This is a genomic window from Burkholderia sp. NFPP32 (assembly GCF_900119325.1).
Lineage (GTDB): Bacteria > Pseudomonadota > Gammaproteobacteria > Burkholderiales > Burkholderiaceae > Burkholderia > Burkholderia pyrrocinia_C.
Genome location: NZ_FPJP01000016.1, coordinates 42,455 through 65,157 on the forward strand (window position 1 = coordinate 42,455; position 22,703 = coordinate 65,157).

Consider the following 22,703-nt stretch of genomic DNA (forward strand, 5'->3'; position numbering starts at 1 on the left):
GCGCGATGCGGCGTGTGAAGAAAGCGGCGGGTTTGGCGTGTGGCGTGCAACGCGGCTCGATGATCGCGGCGGCGGCCGTGCTGCTGGCATTGGGCGGATGCGTGCCGTCGGGCTTCCTGCCTTCGCTGTCGCTGCGCGCGCCGGCCGGCGACGCGCTCGCGCACACGGCCGGCCCCGGCGCGAACGGCGCGTGGCCCGCGCCCGACTGGGTGAAGCAGTTGCAGGATCCGCAACTCGACGAGCTGGTGACGGAGGCATCGCAGAACAACCCCGATCTGCAGGTCGCGCAGGCGCGGCTGCGGATCGCACAGGCGCAGCTTCAGCAGTTCGATTCGCTGACGGGGCTGACAGGCACGGCTGGAGCCACGATCAGCCGCGCGCGGATGCCGAAGCCCGGCGACATCGCCGACGTAACGGCCGCCGGATACCGCGTGCCGGTCGAGATTTTCGGCGATCCGAACGTATCGCCGTCGTCGGTGTTCGTCGGGCTGAACTACCAGCTCGACCTGTGGGGGAAGAACCGTGCGGCGACGAAGAGCCTGATGTCGCTGCGCGATGCGGCTGGCGTCGAGGCCGAACAGGTGCGGCTCACGCTCGCCGTCGCGGTCGTCACCGTGTACGGCCAGCTCGACCAGGCGTATGCGGTGCGCGATCTGCTGCAGCAGAAGCTGAAGATCAGCCAGCGCGTGACGGCCGTGCTGCGCGAGCGCACCGCGCGCGGCCTCGACAACGCGTACGACGCGAGCGATGCATCGATCAAGCGCAGCCGCCTGCTCGAACAGATCGCGCTGAACGACGAGCAGATCAAGCTCGCGCAACTGCAGCTCGGCGTGCTGTCGGGCCGCGGCCCCGAGCGCGGGCTCGCGCTGCAGCGGCCGCGCGTCGGTGCGTTCGCGGGCAGCGCCGTGCCCGCGCGACTGCCGGCCGACCTGCTCGGCCGCCGGCCCGACATCGTCGCCGCACGGCTGCGCGTCGAAGCCGCGTTCGCGAATGCCGATTCGACGCGCGCGCAGTTTTATCCGGACGTGAACCTCGTCGCGCTCGGCGGCGTGTTCGCGCTCACGCCTGCGTCGCTGTTCTCGCGTGATTCGCTGGCAGGTTCCGTCGGCCCCGCGATCTCGCTGCCGATCTTCGATCGCGGTCGGCTCAAAGCGAAGCTTGGTGCGGATGTCGCGCAGGCCGATGTCGCGATCGGGCTGTACAACAAGACCGTCGACGACGCGCTCGGGCAGGTTGCGCAGATCGTCACGTCGCTGCAAACGTCGCAGACGCTCGTCACGCAGCAGCAGGACGCGGTGGCGGCCGCGCAGAAGATCGTGCAGATCGCGGCCGACCGCCACCGGCGCGGCGTGCTGATGCAGAAGGATGTCGATGTCGCGGATCTCACGCTGATCGACGAGCGCGCGCAGATGATCGCGCTGCTCGGCCGGCAGCGGACGCTGCGCGTCGGGCTGATCGGCGCGCTCGGCGGCGGGTTCGATGCGGGCGCAACGGTTGCGCAGGCGCCGGCCGTGCATCAGGCGCGCAGCGGGGCGGCGAGGCGCGGCGCTGCGACCGCTGGTGTCGCGAGCCGGGCGGCGGCGGGTACGTCGAACGATGCGCGCTCGGGTAGCGTGGCAGTACCGCCGGTTACCGGCACGACGAGTGCCGCACCCGCATCCGCACAGCGCAACGACGCGGCGCGTCCGTCGACGGTCGGTGCGACCAACCCCGGCGCGACGCTTCGCGGTGTGCCTGTTCTCGCGCGCACGGCATCGGCGAGCCCGGCGCCGGCGCCGGGTGCGTCGGTCACGCCGGCGATACCCGTCTTCCAGCACGATCGTCTGATCGTTACGCAAAGCGACTGATGCACCACGACAACCTTCATACCGCCGCGCAGCCGGCCGCGCTGAACGATCCGGCACTCGATGCGCGCCGCGCGACGCGCCGCAAGCGCTTCACCGTGTTCTTCGCGGTCGTGCTGCTGGCCGCGCTCGCATGGGTCGCGTACTGGCTGTTGAGCGACCGCTATTACGAAGATACCGACGACGCGTATGTCGCGGGCAGCATCGTGCAGGTCGCCGCGCAGATTCCGGGTGCCGTGACCGACGTGCTGGTTGCCGATACGCAGGCCGTGCGCGCCGGGCAGACGCTCGTGCGGCTCGACGACACCGAGGCGTCCGTCGCATTCGCGCAGGCGAAGGCGCAGCTCGCTCAGGCCGTGCGGCAAGTCGCTAACGCGAAGATCTCGAACACGATGTACGTCGAGGCCGTGAACGCGCGGCGCGCCGACCTGTCGCTTGCGCAGCGTGCATGGGTTGCGCGCTCGGGCGCGTCGGTCGAGATCGTCGCGCCCGAGGAGCTGGCGCGTGCGCGCGCGGCGGTGGCCGGCGCGCAGGCGAATCTCGCGGCCGCGCAGGCGCAGCTCGATGCCGCGCGCGCGCTCGGCAGCAAGCTGCCGGTCGACGAAAGCCCGGCCGTCGTGCAGGCGGCCGCGCAGTTCAAGCTCGCGTACCGGAACCTGAAGCGCACGACGATCGTCGCGCCCGTCGACGGCACGATCGGGCAACGCTCGGTGCAGGTCGGCCAGCAGGTCGGGCCCGGCGTGCCGCTGATGTCGGTCGTGCAGTTGAACCGGCTGTGGATCGAGGCGAATTTCAAGGAAGGGCAGATCCGCCACATGCGCGTCGGGCAGCCGGTCGAGATCGTGTCGGACCTGTACGGCACGCGTGTTGCCTATCGCGGCCGCGTGCAGGGCTTCTCGGCGGGCACGGGCAGCGCGTTCTCGATGCTGCCGTCGCAGAACGCGGCCGGCAACTGGATCAAGGTCGTGCAGCGCGTGCCGGTCGTGATCGCGATCGATTCGCGCGATCTCGCCGCGCATCCGCTGCGCGTCGGGCTGTCGATGCGTGCGACGGTCGACACGCACGACCGCAACGGCCATGCGCTCGACAGCGAACCGCCGACGCCCGCAGTCAGCACGCGCGTGCACGATGGCGTCGCGAGCGAGGCGGAGGCGGCTGCCGCGGCGATCATCCGCGAGAATCAGGGCGGGTAACGCCTGCCGAAAAGTGGAGGGCAGACCGCCATGGGCGGTCCGACCCCCGGTATATCCCGCCGCACACTGACTTTCCGTCGTTTCCCGCCCGGTTTTCGTATTTCCGCCATCGATGTCGGCGCCGTTCAAACGCATGTCGCGTTTGAGACATCGGCGCCCCTGCCTCCGGGACTACTCTCGAACAGCACGTTGCGTGCGCGCCGCATTGGCCGGCGCGCCGCCGCGCCATCCAACGAGACATGGAGACAATACGATGAGCAGCAATCGAGGTGTCGTCTATCTTGGACCGGGCCAGGTCGAAGTCCAGAAAATCGATTATCCGAAGATGGTCGATCCGAGCGGCCGCGCGATCGGCCACGGCGTGATTCTGAAGGTGGTCAGCACGAACATCTGCGGTTCCGACCAGCACATGGTGCGCGGCCGCACGACCGCGCCGGTCGGCCTCGTGCTCGGTCACGAGATCACGGGCGAAGTGGTCGAAGTCGGCCGCGACGTCGAGACGCTGAAGATCGGCGATCTCGTGTCGGTGCCGTTCAACGTCGCGTGCGGCCGCTGCGCGATGTGCAAGGACACCCATACCGGCGTGTGCCTGAACGTGAATCCTTCGCGTGCCGGCGGTGCATACGGCTACGTCGACATGGGCGGCTGGATCGGCGGCCAGGCCGAATACGTGCTCGTGCCGTATGCCGATTTCAACCTGCTGAAATTCCCCGACCGCGACCAGGCGATGGCGAAGATTCGCGATCTGACCTGCCTGTCCGACATTTTGCCGACCGGCTATCACGGCGCGGTGAGCGCGGGCGTGAAGCCGGGCTCGACGGTCTATATCGCGGGCGCGGGCCCGGTCGGGATGGCGGCGGCCGCATCGGCGCGTCTGCTCGGCGCGGCCGTGACGATCGTCGGCGACATGAACGCGGAGCGCCTCGCGCATGCGAGGGCGATGGGCTTCGAGACGGTCGACCTGTCGAAGGACGCATCGCTCGGCGAGCAGATCGAGCAGATTCTCGGTGTGCCCGAGATCGACTGCGCGGTCGACTGCGTCGGCTTCGAGGCGCACGGCCACGGTTCGTCGGGCCACTCGGAGGAAGCGCCCGCGACGGTGCTGAACTCGCTGATGGAAATCACGCGGCCGGCCGGCGCGATCGGCATCCCGGGCCTGTACGTGACCGACGATCCGGGCGCGAAGGACAAGGCCGCGCAGCACGGCAGCCTGAGCATCCGCTTCGGCCTCGGCTGGGCGAAGTCGCATTCGTTCTTCACGGGCCAGACGCCGGTGCTGAAGTACAACCGCAACCTGATGCAGGCAATCCTGTTCGACCGGCTGCCGATCGCGAAGATCGTCAACGTCGAAGTGATCTCGCTCGACCAGGCGCCGGAAGGCTACAAGAAGTTCGACGGCGGCGCGCCGCGCAAATTCGTCATCGACCCGCACGGCTTGCTGGCGGCCTGATGCGCTAGCGTTCGACACGCGCAACGCGCAACGCGAAACGGGTGGCTCCGGAAACGGGCCGCCCGTTTTCGCTGTGGGTGCGAACGGCCGGACCGCGCGCTCAGTGGCCGGCATAGAGCTTCGCGATGTCGGTTTTGTCGGATGCGTTGCGCCGCGCGTGCCCGTGGCCGGTGTGCAGGCTCACACGACGAATCACATGCGAGCGATGCGCGTGATCAAGGCTGCGTCGCCAGTCTTTCACGCGAACTACCCTGGTATGGGTCCGGCCGGGCTCGCGAATCGACGGCGCGGCCTGCGCAACCGGCATCCGGTTTGCGGGTTCGCCGGCGCTCGGGCCGTCGCGTTGTGGATTGGCCGCCAGTTGCGTTCCGTCAGTCGAATGAAACGGATAGACGGGCACCGGCAACACCGGCAACACCGGATCGGGCGATGCATGCAGGCCGGACTCGGCCGCTGACGCTGCAGGCGTATCGGAGCCGCGACAAACGGGATCGGCTTTGCACGTCCGGTCGGCCGTCACGTAGCCACCGACCAGCAGCATGAGCGTCAGGATGCTCAGGATCGGTGCGCTCGATGCGCGAGGCTGCCGGAAGGCCGCGTTGCGCAGCGTACGCGCGACGCGCGACGACCACGTGTGGAAGGACCGCGGCGCACGTGTGGCGTGCGCGTCGTCCGATGCGCGGCGAATCGGATCGAACGGCCAGTTCCATCGGCCGCAGACGGGGCAGTGTTCGAGTGCGCGAAACGCCACGAAGCCGCATGCCCTGCAGCGGCAGCAAGCGATATGTCGTGATTCGGCACGCGTGTTCAGCACGGCGCACCAGGCATCGCGCGCGCGGACGTTCCGGTTGGGCAGGACTCGCATGATTCCAAGCAGGTGTCGTTAACGAGACGAACGGTCCCCCGACGATCGTGATTTTTTCGTGCGCGGCAATCGATCCACGCGTGGCATCAGCCGGCGGAGCGTATGTCGCCGACTGTCGTCCGCATGCGATGCTCCTGTGATTCTCCATAACATCGGACGCGTTGACCGCGTTCGTCCGCGGCTGCCTTCCGCTTCATTCTTTGTCGCTCGCGCGCGAAACGCAAGGAGCATGTCGGTCGTCGCGATCCGTACGTTCAGCACGTTCAGCGTTAACCGTCGTGCCGCTGCCGGGCCGCCAGCGTTCCGATGGTTTCCATCGCGCGCTCGACGGCGGGCGTCCACGGCCGGCCGTAGTTGAGCCGCAGATAACGGCGGAATCCGCCGGTCGCGGAAAAGATCGGCCCCGGCGCGATGCTGACGCCGCTTTCCATCGCATCGCCGAACAGGTGCATCGCATCCACGCGCGGCGGCAGTTCGATCCACAGGAAATACCCGCCGCGCGGCGCGAACACTTCGGTGCCGTCCGGAAAATACGCGCGAACGGCGGCGAGCATCTGCGCCTGGTGCGCGGCGAGATTGCGCCGCAGTTTCCGCAGGAAGCGGTCGTAGGCACCGTCGCGCAGGTAGCTCGAAATCGCCATCTGCGCGGGCACGTCGGCCGCCGGTGCGCTCGCGCCTTTCGCCTGCCGGATCTGCCGCACGTAGCGTCCGGCCGCGACCCAGCCGATCCGGAACCCGGGCGCGAGACATTTCGAGAACGAACCGCAATGCAGGACGAGCCCGCTGTTGTCATACAGTTTCGCGGGGCGCGTGGGCGTCGTGCCGAAATGCAGTTCGCCGTATACGTCGTCCTCGATCAGTGGAACGCCGCGCGACGCGAGCAGGTCGATCAGCGCGTGCTTGCGCTCGTCGGTCAACGTCGCGCCGGTCGGATTGTGGAATGACGTCATGAACCAGCACGCGCGCACCGGATGCGTATCGAGCGCTTCGGCGAGCGCGTCGAGATCGAGACCGGTGCGCGGGTCGACCGGGATTTCGACGGCTTTCAGGTGCAGGCGCTGCACGGCCTGCAGCACCGCGTAGAATGCCGGTCGCTCGATCGCGACGATGTCGCCGGGGCGCGTCAGTGCCTGCAGGCTGAGCGTCAGCGCTTCGAGCGCGCCGGTCGTGATGATGATCTCGTCCATCGGCAAGGCCGCGCCCGCGTTCAGGTAGCGCAATGCGATCTGGCGGCGCAGCGCGTCGTTGCCGGGCGGCAGGCCGGACAGCAGATTCGTGCGGTCCATGCTGCGGGCCGCCGACGCCACGTAGCGCCACAGGCTGCTCATCGGGAACAGCGAATAGCTGGCGAACGCCGAGCCGAGCGGGACGATGTCCTCGTGCTTCAGGGAGTCGAGCAGGCGGAACAGCGGATCGTCGTCGCCGGTTTGTGCGGCGGCCGGCTTGCGCGGGGGATCGTGACCGAACCGTACGTGTTTGTCTTCGAGGTTCGCAACGAAATAACCGGACCGCGCACGCGCGACGATCAGACCCTCGCTTTCGAGCGTGTAGTACGCGCGAAACACGGTGGACGGGCTCACGCGATACGCGCGGCACGCGGCCCGTACGGTGGGGATGCGCGTACCGGCCGCCAGGTCGCCGCGCCGGATTGCGTCGGCGATCGTCTGCGCCAGCGCCGCATATCGCTTCATGCCAGCCCTCCGGCCGCTCGGGCCTTGCTGAAAAAAGAGTAGCACGGCACCCGTCGCGCGCAATTGCGCCCCAATCGCTGATCCGCAAGTTTTTGATGGACTTTGATCCTTTTCTTTCGTCTGACAAGCGGGCATGCTCTCGCAAGTTCTGTTCCCGACGTCTGACTATGAAGGAGTCCACGCTGCCCGGCGGCTGATCCGTGACCCTTGCGCGTCCTGCGCGCGACCTTGTCTGCGGCGTCCTTACCTTATCCGGAATCATTCAGCGTGAAATCGAAGACCCTCATCGCGGGCCTGGTGGCCGGCATCGCCCTCAACCTGTTCAGCGGTGCCGCCACGGCGGCCTGCATCAGCAATCCCGCGGCCCAGCCGAACGCGACGTTTCCCGCCGCGCTGACCGGCAAGCTCGTCTATCACAGCTACGTGAAGTACGGCGACGGCACGAGCCAGCTGTTCCTCTACGACTTCTCGGCCCGTACGTTGACGCAACTGAGCAAGAGCACGTGGGGCATTACCGATCCGATGAACGGCGTGTTCAGCCCCGACGGCAAGTGGCTCGCGTTCATGGGCATCAGCAATGGCGCATGGAACGTGTTCATGCTGCAGCTCGGTGCCGGCACGCCGCCCGTCAACATGACGAACAGCACGGGCGCCACGCGCAACGAGGACCCGAAATTCAGCGCAGACGGCAAGACGCTCGTGTTCAAGCAGAACGGCGACGTCAAGCAGGCCACGCTGTCGTACACGAGCGCGGGCCCGGCGTTCACGTCGGTCGTGAGCCTGACGAACGCACCGGCCGGCGCCGAATACTCGATGCCGTTTCTCGCGCCGGACGCGAGCGCCGTCTACTACGCGACCGGCACCGGCTCGAGCATGGGGCTGATGAAGCGCACGATCGCGACCGGCGCGACCGCCGTGTTCGATCGTCCGGCCGGGCTGCAGACGTACTACCCGATCGTGCGTGCGGACGGCATGGTGTTCTACGCGCGCTGGAAAGACAGCGGCGGGGCCGACCAGATCTATGCGAAGACCGCGGACCCGGCGTCGACGCCGAACGCGTTGCCGCTCAACGACTGCGTGAGCAACAACTCCGATCCGGCGCCGGTGAGCGGCACGAACTACCTGTTCTTCTCGTCGACGACGGCGGGCGGTTATCAGCTCTATGTTGGCGACGTGACGACCGGCCAGCGCTGGAGCCTGTCGCAGTTCGGCGTGAATGCCGATACGACGAGGGCCAAGCTCGGGTCGAGCTACTACGGCGGCCCGGCCGCCGCGCAGCCGACGCTGCTGTCGCAAGGGCGTCCGGCTGCCGCATCGGCGAGCTACAACGCGTCGCTCACGCCCGACAAGGCGTTCGACGGCAACACCACGAGCACGCGCTGGGATTCGCCGGAAGGCACCGGTGTCGATCCGCAATGGATCTCCGTGGATCTCGGTGCGCCGAAGACCATCAGCAGCATCGATCTCTACTGGGATGCGGGCGCGCTCGTCTACCAGATCCAGACCTCGAACGACAACGCGAACTGGACGACGATCTACTCGACGAACAACGGCGTATCGTACGGCCATGTGACGCTGCCGAACCTGAAGGCGAGCGGCCGCTACGTGCGGATGCTCGGCACGAAGCGCGCGACGCAGTGGGGTTATTCGCTCGACGAAATGCAGGTGTGGGGATCGTAAGCACAAAGAAAAAACGGCCTTCAAGGCCGTTTTTTTTCGTCATGCGCTGCGCGGTTCACGCATGCAGAACATGCGTCGGAAACGCCGGGCTCGCACTGGCCGCACCCTGCGCGAGCGGCGCGACCTGCTTGCGGCGCTCCCTCGTCGGCGCGACGCCGAACGCGTCGCGATAGCTCTTGCTGAAGTGGCACGCCGACTGGAAGCCGCACGCCATCGTGATGTGCATGATCGACATGTCGGTCTGCAGCAGCAGCTCACGCGCGCGGCGCAGCCGCAGCGTCAGGTAGTAGTGCGTCGGCGTCATCCCGAGATGCTCGCGGAACAGGCGTTGCAGTTGCCGCTGCGACATGTTCGCAAGTCGCGCGAGCTCCTCGCGCGACAGCGGCTCCTCGATGTTGTTTTCCATCAGCGAGATCACTTCGAACAGCGACTTGTTCGCCGAGCCGAGGCGCGCGACGAGCGGCATGCGTTGCTGCGCGCTGGTGTCGCGCACGTGTTCGACGATGAACTGCTCGGCGATCTGCGTGACGCGCGCGGTGCCCACGCGCGCGGCGATCAGGTTCAGCATCATGTCGAGCGGCGCGACGCCGCCCGTGCACGTGATGCGGTCGCGGTCGATCACGAACAGTTCCTTCAGGAAGCGCGTATCCGGAAACTCTTCCTTCAGCGCCGACATGTTCTCCCAGTGGATCGCGCAAGCGTAGCCCGCGAGCAGCCCCGACTTCGCGAGCGCATAGGTTCCCGTGCACAGGCTGCCGAGCGGCAGCCCCATGCGCGCGAAGCGGCGCAGCGCCGTCAGATGGGCGGGCGTGGTCGCGCGCTGCACGTCGACGCCGCCGCACACGAACACGATGTCGGGCTGCCCGACGCATTCGGCCGGGCCCGTGTCGACCGTGAGGCCGTTGCTCGCCGTGACCGGGCCGCCTTCCGGGCTGATTACCGACCAGCGGTAGAGCGGCTGGCCGCTCAGATAGTTCGCCATCCGAAGCACCTCGATCGCATTGGTGAACGCGATCATCGTGAAGTTCGGTAAAGGCATGAACGCGAAGTGAGACAGCGACGCTGTGCGGTCGGGCGACATGGGGAGCGTTCCTTGAATCTCTAATAGCTTTATGCCCGGCGAGCACGGATCGGGCTGCGATATTGTGTGAGCGAGTGCAACAAGCGTGCCATACGGCTAAACCCTAGCTCCATACGTTGTCTGGGCGTAACGCCGATGCTGCACTGCACCGTATGCGGGACGCGCCGCACTCCCACCGGGCAGCACAGGCACTGCCGAAGTGCGTGTCCATAGGTGAACAGCCGGCGCCGTTTTTATCGGTCATCCGAAAAAGCACGACCGATCACTTGTATAAAACGGACGCGCATGGCGGAAAAGGCAAAGAACGCGTCTAAATTCATCAATCCGCCGAAAATCCGAACGACAAGAATAGAGCCGTCGGCAGCCTTGCACTGGACAAGCAGGAAACCCAGGCAGAGCGGGCCTTGAGCTTCGGTTTCAGCCCTTTATTCTTCGTCACGGACGCACTATGTCGAACACCCAGTCTTTCTTCTCGCAGCCCCTTGCCGAGCGCGACGCGCCGGTGCGCAGCGCCATCCTGAAGGAACTCGAGCGTCAGCAGTCGCAGGTCGAGCTGATCGCGTCGGAAAACATCGTGTCGCGCGCCGTGCTCGAAGCGCAGGGCTCGGTGTTGACCAACAAGTACGCGGAAGGCTATCCCGGCAAGCGCTACTACGGCGGCTGCGAATTCGCGGACGAAGTCGAGGCGCTCGCGATCGAACGCGTGAAGCAGATCTTCAACGCCGGTTATGCGAACGTGCAGCCGCACTCGGGTGCGCAGGCGAACGGCTCGGTGATGCTCGCGCTGGCCAAGCCGGGCGACACGGTGCTCGGCATGTCGCTCGATGCGGGCGGCCACCTGACGCACGGCGCGAAGCCGGCGCTGTCGGGCAAGTGGTTCAACGCCGTTCAGTACGGCGTGAACCGCGACACGATGCTGATCGATTACGACCAGGTCGAGGCACTCGCTCACGAGCACAAGCCGAACCTGATCATCGCCGGCTTCTCGGCGTATCCGCGTGCGCTCGACTTCGCGCGCTTCCGCGCGATCGCCGACAGCGTCGGCGCGAAACTGATGGTCGACATGGCGCACATCGCGGGCGTGATCGCCGCGGGCCGCCATGCGAACCCGGTCGAGCACGCGCACGTCGTCACGTCGACCACGCACAAGACGCTGCGCGGCCCGCGCGGCGGCTTCGTGCTGACCAACGACGAGGACATCGCGAAGAAGATCAACTCGGCGGTGTTCCCCGGCCTGCAGGGCGGCCCGCTGATGCACGTGATCGCCGGCAAGGCGGTTGCGTTCGGCGAAGTGCTGCATGCGGACTTCAAGACCTACATCGACAACGTGCTCGCGAACGCGCAGGCGCTCGGCGAAGTTCTGAAGGCCGGCGGCGTCGATCTCGTCACGGGCGGCACCGACAACCACCTGCTGCTGGTCGACCTGCGCCCGAAGGGCCTGAAGGGTGCGCCGGTCGAACAGGCGCTGGAGCGCGCGGGCATCACCTGCAACAAGAACGGCATTCCGTTCGACACCGAGAAGCCGACCGTCACGTCGGGCATCCGCCTCGGCACGCCGGCCGGCACGACGCGCGGCTTCGGCGTCGCGGAGTTCCGAGAAGTGGGCCGCCTGATCCTCGAAGTGTTCGACGCGCTGCGCGCGAACCCGGAAGGCGATCACGCGACCGAACAGCGCGTGCGCCGCGAGATCTTCGCGCTCTGCGAGCGCTTCCCGATTTACTGATCGACACCGACAAGACTCAAGCGAGAGGCAGATATGAGCACGCTGCATCAGGACAGCATCATCATCGACGGACTGAACATCTCGAAGTTCGAGAAGCCGGTGTTCGAAGACATGCGCAAGGGTGGCATCACGGCCGCGAACTGCACGGTGTCGGTTTGGGAGAACTTCACCAAGACCGTCGACAACATCGGCGTGATGAAGAAGAAGATCCGCGACAACGGCGAGCTGCTGACGCTGGTGCGCACGACGGACGACATCTTCCGCGCGAAGAAGGAAGGCAAGACCGGGATCATCCTGGGCTTCCAGAACGCGCATGCGTTCGAGGACAACCTCGGCTACATCGAGGCGTTCCACGACATGGGCGTGCGCGTCGTGCAGCTTTGCTACAACACGCAGAACCTGGTCGGCACGGGCTGCTACGAGCGCGACGGCGGGCTGTCGGACTTCGGCCGCGAAGTGATCACCGAGATGAACCGCGTCGGCATCATGGTCGACCTGTCGCATGTGGGCGGCAACACGTCGTCGGAAGCGATCGCGTTCTCGAAGAAGCCGGTGTGCTATTCGCACTGCCTGCCGTCGGGCCTGAAGGAGCATCCGCGCAACAAGAGCGACGCGCAGCTGAAGGAGATCGCCGATGCGGGCGGCTTCGTCGGCGTGACGATGTTCGCGCCGTTCCTGAAGCGCGGGATCGAGGCGACGATCGACGACTACATCGAGGCGATCGACTACGTCGTGAACCTGATCGGCGAAGACGCGGTCGGCATCGGCACGGACTTCACGCAGGATTTCGCGAAGGAATTCTTCGACATGCTGACGCATGACAAGGGTCGTTATCGCCAGCTGACGAACTTCGGCAAGGTGATCAACCCGGACGGCATCCGCACGATCGGCGAATTCCCGAACCTGACCGCGGCGATGGAACGCGCGGGCTGGAAGGAGTCGCGCATCCGCAAGATCATGGGCGAGAACTGGGTGCGCGTGTTCAAGGACGTGTGGGGCGCATAAGCGTCACGCCGGCCGGACAGCCCCCAGCGATTCAATAATAAAAATCGGGACGTGCCCGCGCAAGCCGCGCGGGCACGCGGACGATGTCATGCCTGCGCGCCGAGACGCGCGGCCATTTTCCTCACGGAGTCACCACGATGCAACCGCAACTGCCGATCAACGTCGATCCCGATACCGGCGTCTGGACCACCGACGCGCTGCCGATGCTGTACGTGCCGCGCCACTTCTTCACGAACAACCACGTCGCGGTCGAGGAAGCGCTCGGCGTCGAAGCGTATGCCGAGATTCTCTACAAGGCCGGCTACAAGTCCGCATACCACTGGTGCGACAAGGAAGCGAAGCTGCACGGCCTGACCGGCATGGCCGTGTTCGAGCACTACCTGAAGCGCCTGTCGCAGCGCGGCTGGGGCCTGTTCTCGATCATCGAGGCCGATCCGGCCAGCGCGCGCGCGAAGATCGAGCTGCGCCACTCGTCGTTCGTGCTCCAGCAGCCGGGCAAGGAAGGCAAGCTCTGCTACATGTTCGCCGGCTGGTTCGCCGGTGCGATGGACTGGGTCAACGACACGACGCCGGAAGGCAAGGGCGCGCCGCGCGCGCAATCGAAGGAAGTGCAGTGCGCGGCCGAGCATCACGACCACTGCGTCTTCGAAGTGTCGCCGATCGCGCATTGATGCCCTGATTCACCGACACCGAACAACACCCGCAACACGAGACATTCGAACGCCAGAGGTCGCCTGCGATGCGTTATCCCCACCTGTTCAAACCCATGCAGCTGAACCAGCTGACGCTGCGCAACCGGATCGTCAGCACCGCGCACGCCGAGGTGTATGCCGAGCCGGGCGGCCTGCCGGGCGACCGCTATATCCGCTACTACGAAGAAAAGGCGAAGGGTGGCGTCGGCCTCGCGATCTGCGGCGGGTCGAGCCCGGTGTCGATCGACAGCCCGCAGGGCTGGTGGAAATCGGTGAACCTGTCGAATGACAAGATCATCGATCCGCTCACGCGTCTCGCCGACACGATGCACAAGCACGGCGCGAAGATCATGATCCAGGCGACGCACATGGGCCGCCGTTCGTCGTTCCACGGCGAGCACTGGCCGCACCTGATGTCGCCGTCGGGCGTGCGCGAGCCGGTGCACCGCGGCAACGCGAAGATCATCGAGATCGAGGAAATCCGCCGCATCATCGGCGATTTCGCGGCAGCCGCGAAGCGCGTGAAGGCCGCCGGCATGGACGGCATCGAAATCTCGGCCGCTCACCAGCACCTGATCGACCAGTTCTGGAGCAAGCGCTCGAACCACCGCACCGACGAATGGGGCGGCAGCCTGGAGAACCGCCTGCGTTTCGGCATCGAGGTGCTGACGGCGGTGCGCGAGGCGGTCGGCAAGGATTTCTGCGTCGGCCTGCGCATGTGCGGCGACGAATTCCACGAGGACGGCCTCGATCACGAGGCGCTGAAGGAAATCGCGCAGGCGATGTCGGAGACGGGCCTGATCGACTACCTGAGCGTGGTCGGTTCGGGCGGCGACACGCACAACACGATCGCCAACTGCATGCCGCCGATGGCATTGCCGCCGGAGCCGTTCGTGCACCTCGCGGCCGGCATCAAGTCGGTCGTGAAGATTCCGGTGATGCACGCGCAGAGCATCCGCGATGCGGGCCAGGCCGAGCGCCTGCTCGCGAACGGCATGATCGACCTGGTCGGCATGACGCGCGCGCAGATCGCCGATCCGCACATGGTGATCAAGATTCGCGACGGCCGCGAGGACGAAATCAAGCAGTGCGTCGGCGCGAACTACTGTATCGACCGCCAGTACAACGGCCTCGACGTGCTGTGCATTCAAAACGCCGCGACGTCGCGCGAAGCGACGATGCCGCACATCATCGAGAAGTCGCGCGGCCCGAAGCGCAAGGTGGTGGTGGTGGGCGCCGGCCCGGCCGGCCTCGAGGCGGCGCGCGTCGCGAAGCTGCGCGGCCACGACGTCGTGCTGTTCGAGAAGAACGCGGAAGTGGGCGGCCAGGTGATGATCGCCGCGAAGGCGCCGCAGCGCGAACAGATGTCTGGGATCATCCGCTGGTTCGACATGGAAACCAAGCGCCTGGGCGTCGATCGCCGCCTCGGCGTCGCCGCCGACGAGAAGATGATCATGGCCGAGAAGCCGGACATCGTCGTGCTGGCGACGGGCGGTTCGAGCTTCACGTGGCAGGTGCCGGGCTGGGGCGTGGCCGAAGGCCTTGCCGTCAGCTCGTGGGACATCCTGACCGGCAAGGTCGAGCCGAAGCAGAACGTGCTGCTGTTCGACGGCGTGAGCACCCATGCGGGCGCGGGCGTGGCCGACTTCATGGCGAGCCGCGGCTCGAAGGTCGAGGTCGTCACGCCGGACGTGAAGGTGGCCGACGATTGCGGCGGCACGACGTTCCCGATCTTCTATCGCCGCCTGTACGCGCTCGGCGTGATCCCCACGCCGAACACGATGCTCGACCGCGTCTATGAAGAAGACGGCAAGAAGATCGCCGTGCTGCGCAACGAGTACACGGAAGAACTGGAGGAGCGTGCGGTCGACCAGGTGGTGATCGAGAACGGTTCGTCGCCGAACGACGAGCTGTACTGGAAGCTCAAGCCGGAATCGCTGAACCGCGGCCAGATCGATCCGCACACGCTGTTTGCGGCCGAGCCGCAGCCGTGCCTGTCGGAAGAACTCGGCAACGGCCGTTTCCTGCTGTTCCGTGTCGGCGACTGCATCTCGATGCACAACGTCCACGGCGCGATCTACGACTCGCTGCGTCTCGTGAAGGATTTCTGAAGATGAATCCGTCCCTCCTCATTACCGCACTGTTGTGGCTGTCGGTGGCGGGGCTCGCGTTCGCGGTCGCGAAGCGTTCGTCCTACTGGCGTCTCGGCCGGGCCACGGCGCCCGGCTCGTTCGGCGTCGCGAACCTGTTCGCGATTCCGAAGCGTTATTTCGTCGACCTGCACCATGTGGTCGCCCGCGATCCGTACATCGCGAAGACCCACGTCGCGACCGCCGGTGGCGCGATCGGCGCGCTCGCGCTGGTGTTCGTCAACTACGGTCTTGCGATCTATTCGCCGTGGCTCGACAAGCTGATCTTCCTCGCGGCGCTCGCGATGCTGGTCGGCGCGGTGTTCGTGTGGCGCCGGCGCGCGGCCAAGGACGTGCCCGCCCGCCTGTCGCGCGGCCCGTGGAATACGCTGCCCTGGCTGCTCGGCTCGTTCGCGCTCGGCCTCGTGCTGTTCATGCTGGTGCCGACCGGCGCGATGTCGGGCGCGTTCGCGGTGCTCTGCGCGCTGCTGATCGGCATCGGCGCATTCACGATGACGGTCGGTGCCGCGAAGGGCGGCCCGATGAAGCATGCGATCGCCGGCCTGCTGCACCTCGCCTTCCACCCGCGCCAGGAGCGCTTCGCGACCACGCGCGAGTCGTTCACGGGCAACGGCACGGCCACGCCGCCGACCGCGCTGAAGCTGCCGGATATCGAGCATCAGGAGTACGGTGTTGCGAAGCCGGTCGAATTCCGCTGGAATCAGCTGCTGAGCTTCGACGCGTGCGTGCAGTGCGGCAAGTGCGAAGCCGCGTGCCCCGCGTTCGCGTCGGGCCAGCCGCTGAACCCGAAGAAGCTGATCCAGGATCTCGTGGTCGGCATGGCCGGCGGCACCGATGCGGCGTACGCGGGCAGTCCGACTCCGGGCCTCGCGGTCGGCCAGCATCGCGGCGAGCCGAACGGTCCGATCGTGTCGGGCCTGATCGAAGAACAGACGCTGTGGTCGTGCACGACCTGCCGCGCGTGCGTGCAGGAATGCCCGATGCTGATCGAACACGTCGACGCGATCGTCGACATGCGCCGCAACCGCACGCTCGTGCACGGCTCGGTGCCGGGCAAGGGCCAGGAAGTACTGGCGAACCTGCGCGAGACGGGCACGATGGGCGGCTACGACACGGCCGCGCGCTACGACTGGTCGGTCGACCTGAGCGCGCCCGTCGCGCAGCCGGGCAAGCCGGTCGACGTGCTGTTCGTCGCGGGCGAAGGCGCGTTCGACATGCGCTACCAGCGCACGCTGCGCGCGTTCGTCAAGGTGCTGAACAAGGCGGGCGTCGACTACGCGGTGCTCGGCTCGACCGAGACCGACACGGGCGACGTCGCGCGCCGGCTCGGCGACGAGGCGACGTTCCAGCAGATGGCGAAGCGCCTGATCGGCACGCTCGGCACGCTGTCGTACAAGCAGATCGTGACGGCCGATCCGCACGTGATGCACAGCCTGCGCAACGAATACCGTGCGCTCGGGCTGCGCGTGACGGTCAAGCACCACACGACCTATCTCGCCGAACTGGCCGACAGCGGCAAGATCGCGCCGAAGGCCGTCGAAGCGCTGCGCGAGAAGCGCACCACGTATCACGACCCGTGCTACCTCGGCCGCTATAACGGCGAGACGGAAGCACCGCGCAAGCTGCTGAAGACGATCGGCATCCAGGTCGTCGAGATGGAGCGCAACGGCATGCGCGGCCGCTGCTGCGGCGGTGGCGGCGGTGCGCCGCTGACCGACATCCCCGGCAAGCAGCGCATTCCGGACATCCGCATCGCCGACGCACGCACGATCGGCGCGGACGTGGTCGCGGTTGCGTGCCCGAACTGCACGGCGATGCTCGAAGGCGTCGTGGGCCCGCGCCCCGACGTGCTCGACGTGGCCGAACTCGTTGCCGCCTCGCTGGAGTGAATCGATGAATACGATCAAACGAATCGATCCGCGCCGGCCGTTCATCATCACGGCCGCGGGCCTGAAGCGCATCACGCTCGGCGAGGAAGGCAGCGCCGACGCGAGCGCCGCGCACTGGTCCGCGCACGGCCACGCGGCTGCCGCGAAGCCGCGCCGCGCGGTGCAGGAGCCGAAGCACACGATGCTGGTGGTCGCGCACGGCGAACGCGGCGCGCTCGACGAGCATGCACGGCAGGCGATTGCTGCCGCAGCATTGCTCGCCGATGCCCAGACCGAAGTCGCGCTGCTCGCATTCGGCGAATTGAAGGACGACGTGGCCGAACTCGGCGTCGACAAGCTGGTTGAACTCGCCGGCTTCGATCGCCGCGCATTCGACCCTGAAAGCGAATTGCAAGTGTTGCAGGCGTGTGTTGCAGCACTCGCGCCGAAGCACGTGTTCGTGCCCGACAACGCGACGGGCGACGGCGATCTCGGCCGACGTTACGCGGCGGTCGCCGGCGCGAGCGTCGCGACCCACGTGGTCGAGATCGACGCGAAGCATGTCGGCGCGTATGCGCAGGCCGGCCGCGCGTTCGCGACGCGCGGGCTGCCCGACGTGATCCTGCTCGCGCAGAACGCGGTCGACGCGAAGCTGCCGTTCGTCGGGGCGGGCGAACGCCTGGCCGCCGATTTCATCCGCCCGGCCCATGATGCCGCGCAGCCGTATCGCGATCTCGGCCTCGAGGAAATCGATGCGGCGCGGGTCGCGCTCGAGGAAGCCGATTTCATCGTGTCGGCAGGCAACGGCGTGTCCGACATCGGCGCGTTCGAGCGGCTGGCCGGTGTGTTCGGCGCGGCGATCGGCGCGAGCCGTGTCGCGGTCGACAACGGCCACTTCACTCGCGACAAGCAGGTCGGCGCGACCGGCAAGACGGTCGAGGCGAGCGTGTATATCGCGTTCGGCATCTCGGGCGCGGTGCAGCATCTGCAGGGGATCAAGGACTGCCGCCACGTGATCGCGGTGAATCTCGACGGCAGCGCGCCGATCGCGAAGCGCGCGAACCTGACGGTGGTCGGCGATGCACAGGCGACGATCGCCGCGCTGATCGAACAGGTGCAGGCCGCGCGGGTCGCGCGCGGACAATCGCCGGCAGCGGTCGGCAACCGTGAACCGGAAGGAGTCGCAGCATGAACGCCCCTCGCCAGTTGCAACGCATCGCGGTGCTCGTGTCCGTCGGCCGGCACCCGGTCAGCGGCGTCGCGCGCTACAGCCGCAACGACGCGGCCGCGCTCGAAACCGGCCGCCAGCTTGCGGAACGGCATCGCGCGCAGCTCGACGTGATCCACGCAGGCGACCCCGCGAACGCGGCGCTTGCCGAATATCTCGCGCTCGGCGCGCGGGAGGTCGAAGTGCTGGCCTGCCGCGACGGCGACGATGCCGTGCATGCGCTCGCCGCGCGCGTCGAAGGCTACGACCTCGTGCTGACCGGCACGCGCGCCGAGGGCGCGTACGACACCGGGATGCTGCCGTATCGCATCGCCGCAGCGCTCGGTTATCCGCTGGTCGGCTCGGCCGTCGACGTGACGGTAGAAGGCGGTCGTGCAGCCGTGCGGCAATTTTTGCCGAAGGGGCTGCGGCGCCGTGTCGACGCCGCGCTGCCGGCCGTCGTCGCCGTCCATCCGCTCGCCAATGCCGAGCCGCGCTACGCGTATGCGCGGCTGCGTGCCGGCGCGATCCGGCCGGCGCTCGCGGCGCCCGGCGCGGACGCCGACGCGGCAGCGTGGACGGTCGGTCCGGTCGAGCGTAAACCCGTAAAACTGGTCGCCGCCGAGAAGCGCTCCGGGCATGCCCGGATGCTGTCCGCGACGACGACCGAAAGCCGTGGCGGCAACGTCGTAAATGAAGGGAGTTCGGTCGAAAAAGCACAAGTGATCCTCGCGTATTTGCGCGAGCATCAGCTCATCGACTACTGATTTTGATGCCTGTCGGCAAGAACCCAGGGATGCAAGGAATCCGGAGCAAACGATGAAAGTATCGGCAGACATTCGTGCACTGATCGAGCGGCGCAAGGTAGGGCACAGCCTCGACGCACCGTTTTACACGAGCGAGGAAATTTTCGCGCTCGACATGGAGGCGATTTTCCGCCAGCACTGGATCCAGGTGGCGGTCGAGCCGGACATTCCCGAGCCGGGCGACTACTTGACCGTGGAACTGGGGAGCGATTCGATCCTGATCGTGCGCGACGACGACATGGCGATCCGCGCGTTCCACAACGTATGCCGTCACCGCGGCGCGCGCCTGTGCAACGAGGACAAAGGCTCGGTCGGCAACATCGTGTGCCCGTACCACAGCTGGACCTACAACCTGACGGGCCAGCTGATGTTCGCCGAGCACATGGGCGAGCAGTTCGACCGCTGCAAGCACAGCCTGAAGTCGGTGCACGTCGAGAACCTCGCGGGCCTGATCTTCATCTGCCTCGCCGAGGAGCCGCCGGTCGACTTCGCGAAGATGCGCGCCGAGATGGAGCCGTACCTGCTGCCGCACGACCTGCCGAGCACGAAGATCGCCGCGCAGATCGACATCATCGAGGAAGGCAACTGGAAGCTCACGATGGAGAACAACCGCGAGTGCTATCACTGCGTCGCGAACCATCCGGAGCTGACGATCTCGCTGTACGAATACGGCTTCGGCTACCAGCGTTCCGACGCCAACGCCGAGGGCATGGACGCGTTTGCGGAGACGTGCGTCCGGCGCGGGAAGGAGTGGGCCGAGATGGGCCTGCCGTCCGCCGAGATCGAGAAGCTGCTCGACGTGACGGGCTTCCGCACGCAGCGCCTGCCGCTCGACCGCAGCGGCGAATCGCAGACGCTCGATGCGAAGGTCGCGTCGAAGAAGCTGCTTGGTGGATTCGAGAAGGCCGATCTCGGCGGGCTGTCGTTCTGGACGCAGCCGAACTCGTGGCACCACTTCATGAGCGATCACATCGTGACGTTCTCGGTGATCCCGCTGTCGGCCGGCAAGACGCTCGTGCGCACGAAGTGGCTCGTGCACAAGGACGCGAAGGAAGGCATCGACTACGACGTGAAGAACCTCACGGCCGTGTGGAACGCGACCAACGACCAGGATCGCGCGCTCGTCGAATTCTCGCAGCGCGGCGCGAACAGCAGCGCGTACGAGCCGGGCCCGTATTCGCCGTACACGGAAGGTCTCGTCGAAAAATTCTCGGCCTGGTACATCGGCCGGCTCGCCGAAAAAACCGGCGAATAGTATCCAGCAGCGAACAAGCGGAGCAAGACATGATGCGAGATGCGGCCAATTTCGAGCCGACGGACAGCCGGGTAACACGCCCGGCGTTCTGGAACGCTCTTCCTGAGCGCTGGACGAGCGACGTCGAGGAAACGCTGGTGTGCTGCCAGGTGCGGCAGGAAACGCACGACGTGAAGAGTTTCTTCTTCCGTTCGCCGCAGGGTCGCGCGTTCTCGTTCGAACCCGGGCAGTTCCTCACGCTCGAGCTCGACATCGACGGCGAAACGATCAACCGCTGCTACACGATCTCGTCGTCGCCGGCGCGGCCGCACACGGTGTCGATCACCGTCAAGCGCGTGCCGGGCGGCAAGGTGTCGAACTGGCTGCACGACAACCTGCAGCCGGGCGCATCGGTGCGGGTGCTCGGCCCGGCCGGCGAATTCACGTGCGCGCGGCATCCGGCGCGCAAGTACCTGTTCCTGTCGGCCGGCTCGGGCGTCACGCCGCTGATGTCGATGAGCCGCGCACACCATGATCTCGCGGAAGACCGCGACATCCTGTTCGTGCACAGCGCGCGTACGCCGGACGACATCATCTTCGCGCGCGAGCTCGACCTGATCGCGTCGAATCACACGAATTTCCGCACGTCGTTCGTCGTCGAGCGCGTCGGCGCGCGCACGAACTGGCCGGGCGTCACGGGCTTCCTGACGCTGCCGCTGCTGAAGCTGATCGCACCGGATTTCATGGAGCGCGAAATCTTCACGTGCGGCCCCGCGCCGTACATGAAGGCCGTGCGCGACCTGCTCGACGAAGCCGGTTTCGATCGCAAGCAGTATCATGAGGAGAGCTTCTCGTTCGAAACGCTCGCGCAGACCGCGAGCGACGAGCTGCTCGCCGATCTCGCGCCGCCGGCCGAAGGCGGCGACGCCGGGACGAAGCAGTACACGGTCAGCTTCGCGAAGAGCAACCGCGAGATCGCGTGCGGCTCGGAGCAGCATGTGCTCGACGCGGCGCGCCAGTCGGGCGTGCGGCTGCCGGCCTCGTGCACGCAGGGCATGTGCGGCACCTGCAAGGTGAAGCTCGTGTCGGGGCAGGTCGAGATGAAACACAACGGCGGCATCCGCCAGCGCGAGATCGATCAGGGCATGGTGCTGCTGTGCTGCAGCAAGCCGCTGTCCGATCTCGTGATCGACAAGTAGTCAAATCGCGCCATCGGCTGTCCGGGCGCGTCGCGTCCGGACAAGCATCCGTCGGAAAACAACGATACCGCGGATTTGTGGTTGAAGAACCTAGAGAGGCAACGCGCGCAGGCGCATATCAAGGAGATCGACCATGAAGTTGTTCGGAAAACTGTTGTGGACCGGCGCACTGTCGGCAATGGTGGCATTGAGTGCGTCCGCGCTTGCCGATACGAAGCCGACGCTGAAGATCGGCTATGTCGAAGGCTGGGACGACAGCGTCGCGACGTCGAACGTCGCGGCCCGCGTCATCGAGAAGAAGCTCGGCTACCAGGTCCAGCTCGTGCCGGTCGCTGCCGGGATCATGTGGCAGGGCGTCGCGCGCGGCGATCTCGACGCGACGCTGTCCGCATGGCTGCCGGTCACGCACGGCTCGTACTGGGATGAGTACAAGGCCAAGGTCGTCGACCTCGGCGCGAATTTCCCGGATGCGAAGATCGGCCTGATCGTGCCCGCGTACGTGAAGGCGAAGAGCATCGACGACCTGAACGCGGAGAAGGCCAGTTTCGGCGGCCGGATCGTCGGCATCGACGCGGGCGCCGGCGTGATGCGCAAGACCGACGAAGCGATCAAGAGCTACGGGCTGAACTACACGCTGATGCCGAGCTCGGGCAGCGCGATGACGGCCGAGCTGTCGCGTTCGGTCAACGCGAACAAGCCGGTCATCGTGACCGGCTGGGCGCCGCACTGGATGTTCGCGAAGTGGAAGCTGCGCTTCCTCGAGGATCCGAAGAAGGTGTTCGGTGGCGCGGAGCACGTCGACAGCGTCGCGAATCCGGGCCTCGAAACGAAGGCCAAGCCGGTCGTCGCGTTCCTGAAGAAATTCCAGTGGAAGCCGGGTGAAATCGACAGCGTGATGCTGGCGATCCAGAACGGTTCGAAGCCGGAAGCGGCCGCCGACGCGTGGATCGCGGCGCATGCCGACCGCGTGAATTCGTGGACGGAAGGCGCGCAGTAAGCACCAAGCGCTTTGTCG

General features: G+C 66.6%; 17 protein-coding genes. 14 read left to right on the plus strand and 3 right to left on the minus strand.

Annotated elements, in window-relative coordinates; all coding sequences use genetic code 11:
• Positions 1-5: 5 nt before the first annotated feature.
• The 3 genes from BT264_RS25880 (at position 6) to fdhA (ending at position 4,487) form a co-directional block, all read left to right on the plus strand.
• Complete coding sequence (locus tag BT264_RS25880; protein ID WP_072441985.1) at positions 6-1,847, plus strand: efflux transporter outer membrane subunit; 1,842 nt, start codon at positions 6-8, stop codon at positions 1,845-1,847.
• Positions 1,847-3,037, plus strand: a complete 1,191-nt coding sequence (locus BT264_RS25885; RefSeq protein ID WP_072441983.1) for an HlyD/EmrA/EmrK family protein — start codon at positions 1,847-1,849, stop codon at positions 3,035-3,037. The genes BT264_RS25880 and BT264_RS25885 overlap by 1 nt, the downstream gene beginning before the upstream one ends.
• A 253-nt stretch (positions 3,038-3,290) precedes the next feature.
• Positions 3,291-4,487 carry a formaldehyde dehydrogenase, glutathione-independent gene (fdhA, locus tag BT264_RS25895; RefSeq protein ID WP_027781331.1) on the plus strand — a complete coding sequence of 399 codons (1,197 nt, stop codon included), beginning with the start codon at positions 3,291-3,293 and terminating at the stop codon, positions 4,485-4,487.
• 100 nt (positions 4,488-4,587) lie between these two features.
• Here fdhA and BT264_RS40570 read toward each other — a convergent pair whose 3' ends face one another.
• Entirely contained in the window at positions 4,588-5,028 is a 441-nt protein-coding gene (locus tag BT264_RS40570; protein ID WP_371293655.1) for a helicase, read from the minus strand.
• A 593-nt stretch (positions 5,029-5,621) separates the two neighbouring features.
• Positions 5,622-7,043, minus strand: coding sequence for an aminotransferase-like domain-containing protein (locus BT264_RS25905; RefSeq protein ID WP_072441976.1), 1,422 nt, complete (start codon positions 7,041-7,043; stop codon positions 5,622-5,624).
• A gap of 267 nt (positions 7,044-7,310) precedes the next feature.
• Here BT264_RS25905 and BT264_RS25910 point away from each other — a divergent pair, with 267 nt between their 5' ends.
• A complete protein-coding gene (locus BT264_RS25910; protein WP_072441973.1) occupies positions 7,311-8,723 on the plus strand; it encodes a discoidin domain-containing protein in 1,413 nt (470 codons plus the stop codon).
• A 55-nt stretch (positions 8,724-8,778) separates the two neighbouring features.
• Here BT264_RS25910 and BT264_RS25915 read toward each other — a convergent pair whose 3' ends face one another.
• Positions 8,779-9,804 carry a GlxA family transcriptional regulator gene (locus BT264_RS25915; RefSeq protein ID WP_072441971.1) on the minus strand — a complete coding sequence of 342 codons (1,026 nt, stop codon included), beginning with the start codon at positions 9,802-9,804 and terminating at the stop codon, positions 8,779-8,781.
• Between the two features lie 448 nt (positions 9,805-10,252).
• On the opposite strand from BT264_RS25915, the gene BT264_RS25920 reads away from it, so the two are divergent.
• The 10 genes from BT264_RS25920 (at position 10,253) to BT264_RS25965 (ending at position 22,685) form a co-directional block, all read left to right on the plus strand.
• Positions 10,253-11,527, plus strand: a complete 1,275-nt coding sequence (locus BT264_RS25920; protein ID WP_072441970.1) for a serine hydroxymethyltransferase — start codon at positions 10,253-10,255, stop codon at positions 11,525-11,527.
• Between the two features lie 33 nt (positions 11,528-11,560).
• The gene (locus BT264_RS25925; RefSeq protein ID WP_072441968.1) at positions 11,561-12,532 is read left to right on the plus strand and encodes a dipeptidase; all 972 of its coding nucleotides are present in this window, start codon (positions 11,561-11,563) and stop codon (positions 12,530-12,532) included.
• Positions 12,533-12,669: 137 nt separating this feature from the next.
• On the plus strand, positions 12,670-13,203 hold the full coding sequence (locus BT264_RS25930; protein WP_006488993.1) for a DUF5943 domain-containing protein: 534 nt from the start codon (positions 12,670-12,672) through the stop codon (positions 13,201-13,203).
• A 68-nt stretch (positions 13,204-13,271) separates the two neighbouring features.
• Positions 13,272-15,335 (plus strand): NADH:flavin oxidoreductase, encoded by a 2,064-nt coding sequence (locus tag BT264_RS25935; protein WP_034180747.1) that lies wholly within the window; start codon positions 13,272-13,274, stop codon positions 15,333-15,335.
• A gap of 2 nt (positions 15,336-15,337) precedes the next feature.
• Positions 15,338-17,263: a (Fe-S)-binding protein gene (locus tag BT264_RS25940; protein ID WP_072441966.1), complete on the plus strand. Its 1,926-nt coding sequence runs from the start codon at positions 15,338-15,340 to the stop codon at positions 17,261-17,263.
• Positions 17,264-17,267: 4 nt separating this feature from the next.
• Positions 17,268-18,434, plus strand: coding sequence for an electron transfer flavoprotein subunit alpha/FixB family protein (locus BT264_RS25945; protein WP_072441964.1), 1,167 nt, complete (start codon positions 17,268-17,270; stop codon positions 18,432-18,434).
• Positions 18,431-19,216 carry an electron transfer flavoprotein subunit beta/FixA family protein gene (locus BT264_RS25950; protein WP_072441962.1) on the plus strand — a complete coding sequence of 262 codons (786 nt, stop codon included), beginning with the start codon at positions 18,431-18,433 and terminating at the stop codon, positions 19,214-19,216. The genes BT264_RS25945 and BT264_RS25950 overlap by 4 nt, the downstream gene beginning before the upstream one ends.
• A 52-nt stretch (positions 19,217-19,268) precedes the next feature.
• A complete protein-coding gene (locus tag BT264_RS25955; RefSeq protein ID WP_034180743.1) occupies positions 19,269-20,510 on the plus strand; it encodes an aromatic ring-hydroxylating oxygenase subunit alpha in 1,242 nt (413 codons plus the stop codon).
• A gap of 29 nt (positions 20,511-20,539) precedes the next feature.
• Positions 20,540-21,688 (plus strand): FAD-binding oxidoreductase, encoded by a 1,149-nt coding sequence (locus BT264_RS25960; protein ID WP_072441960.1) that lies wholly within the window; start codon positions 20,540-20,542, stop codon positions 21,686-21,688.
• 133 nt (positions 21,689-21,821) lie between these two features.
• Entirely contained in the window at positions 21,822-22,685 is an 864-nt protein-coding gene (locus BT264_RS25965; protein WP_072441958.1) for a glycine betaine ABC transporter substrate-binding protein, read from the plus strand.
• Positions 22,686-22,703 lie beyond the last annotated feature (18 nt).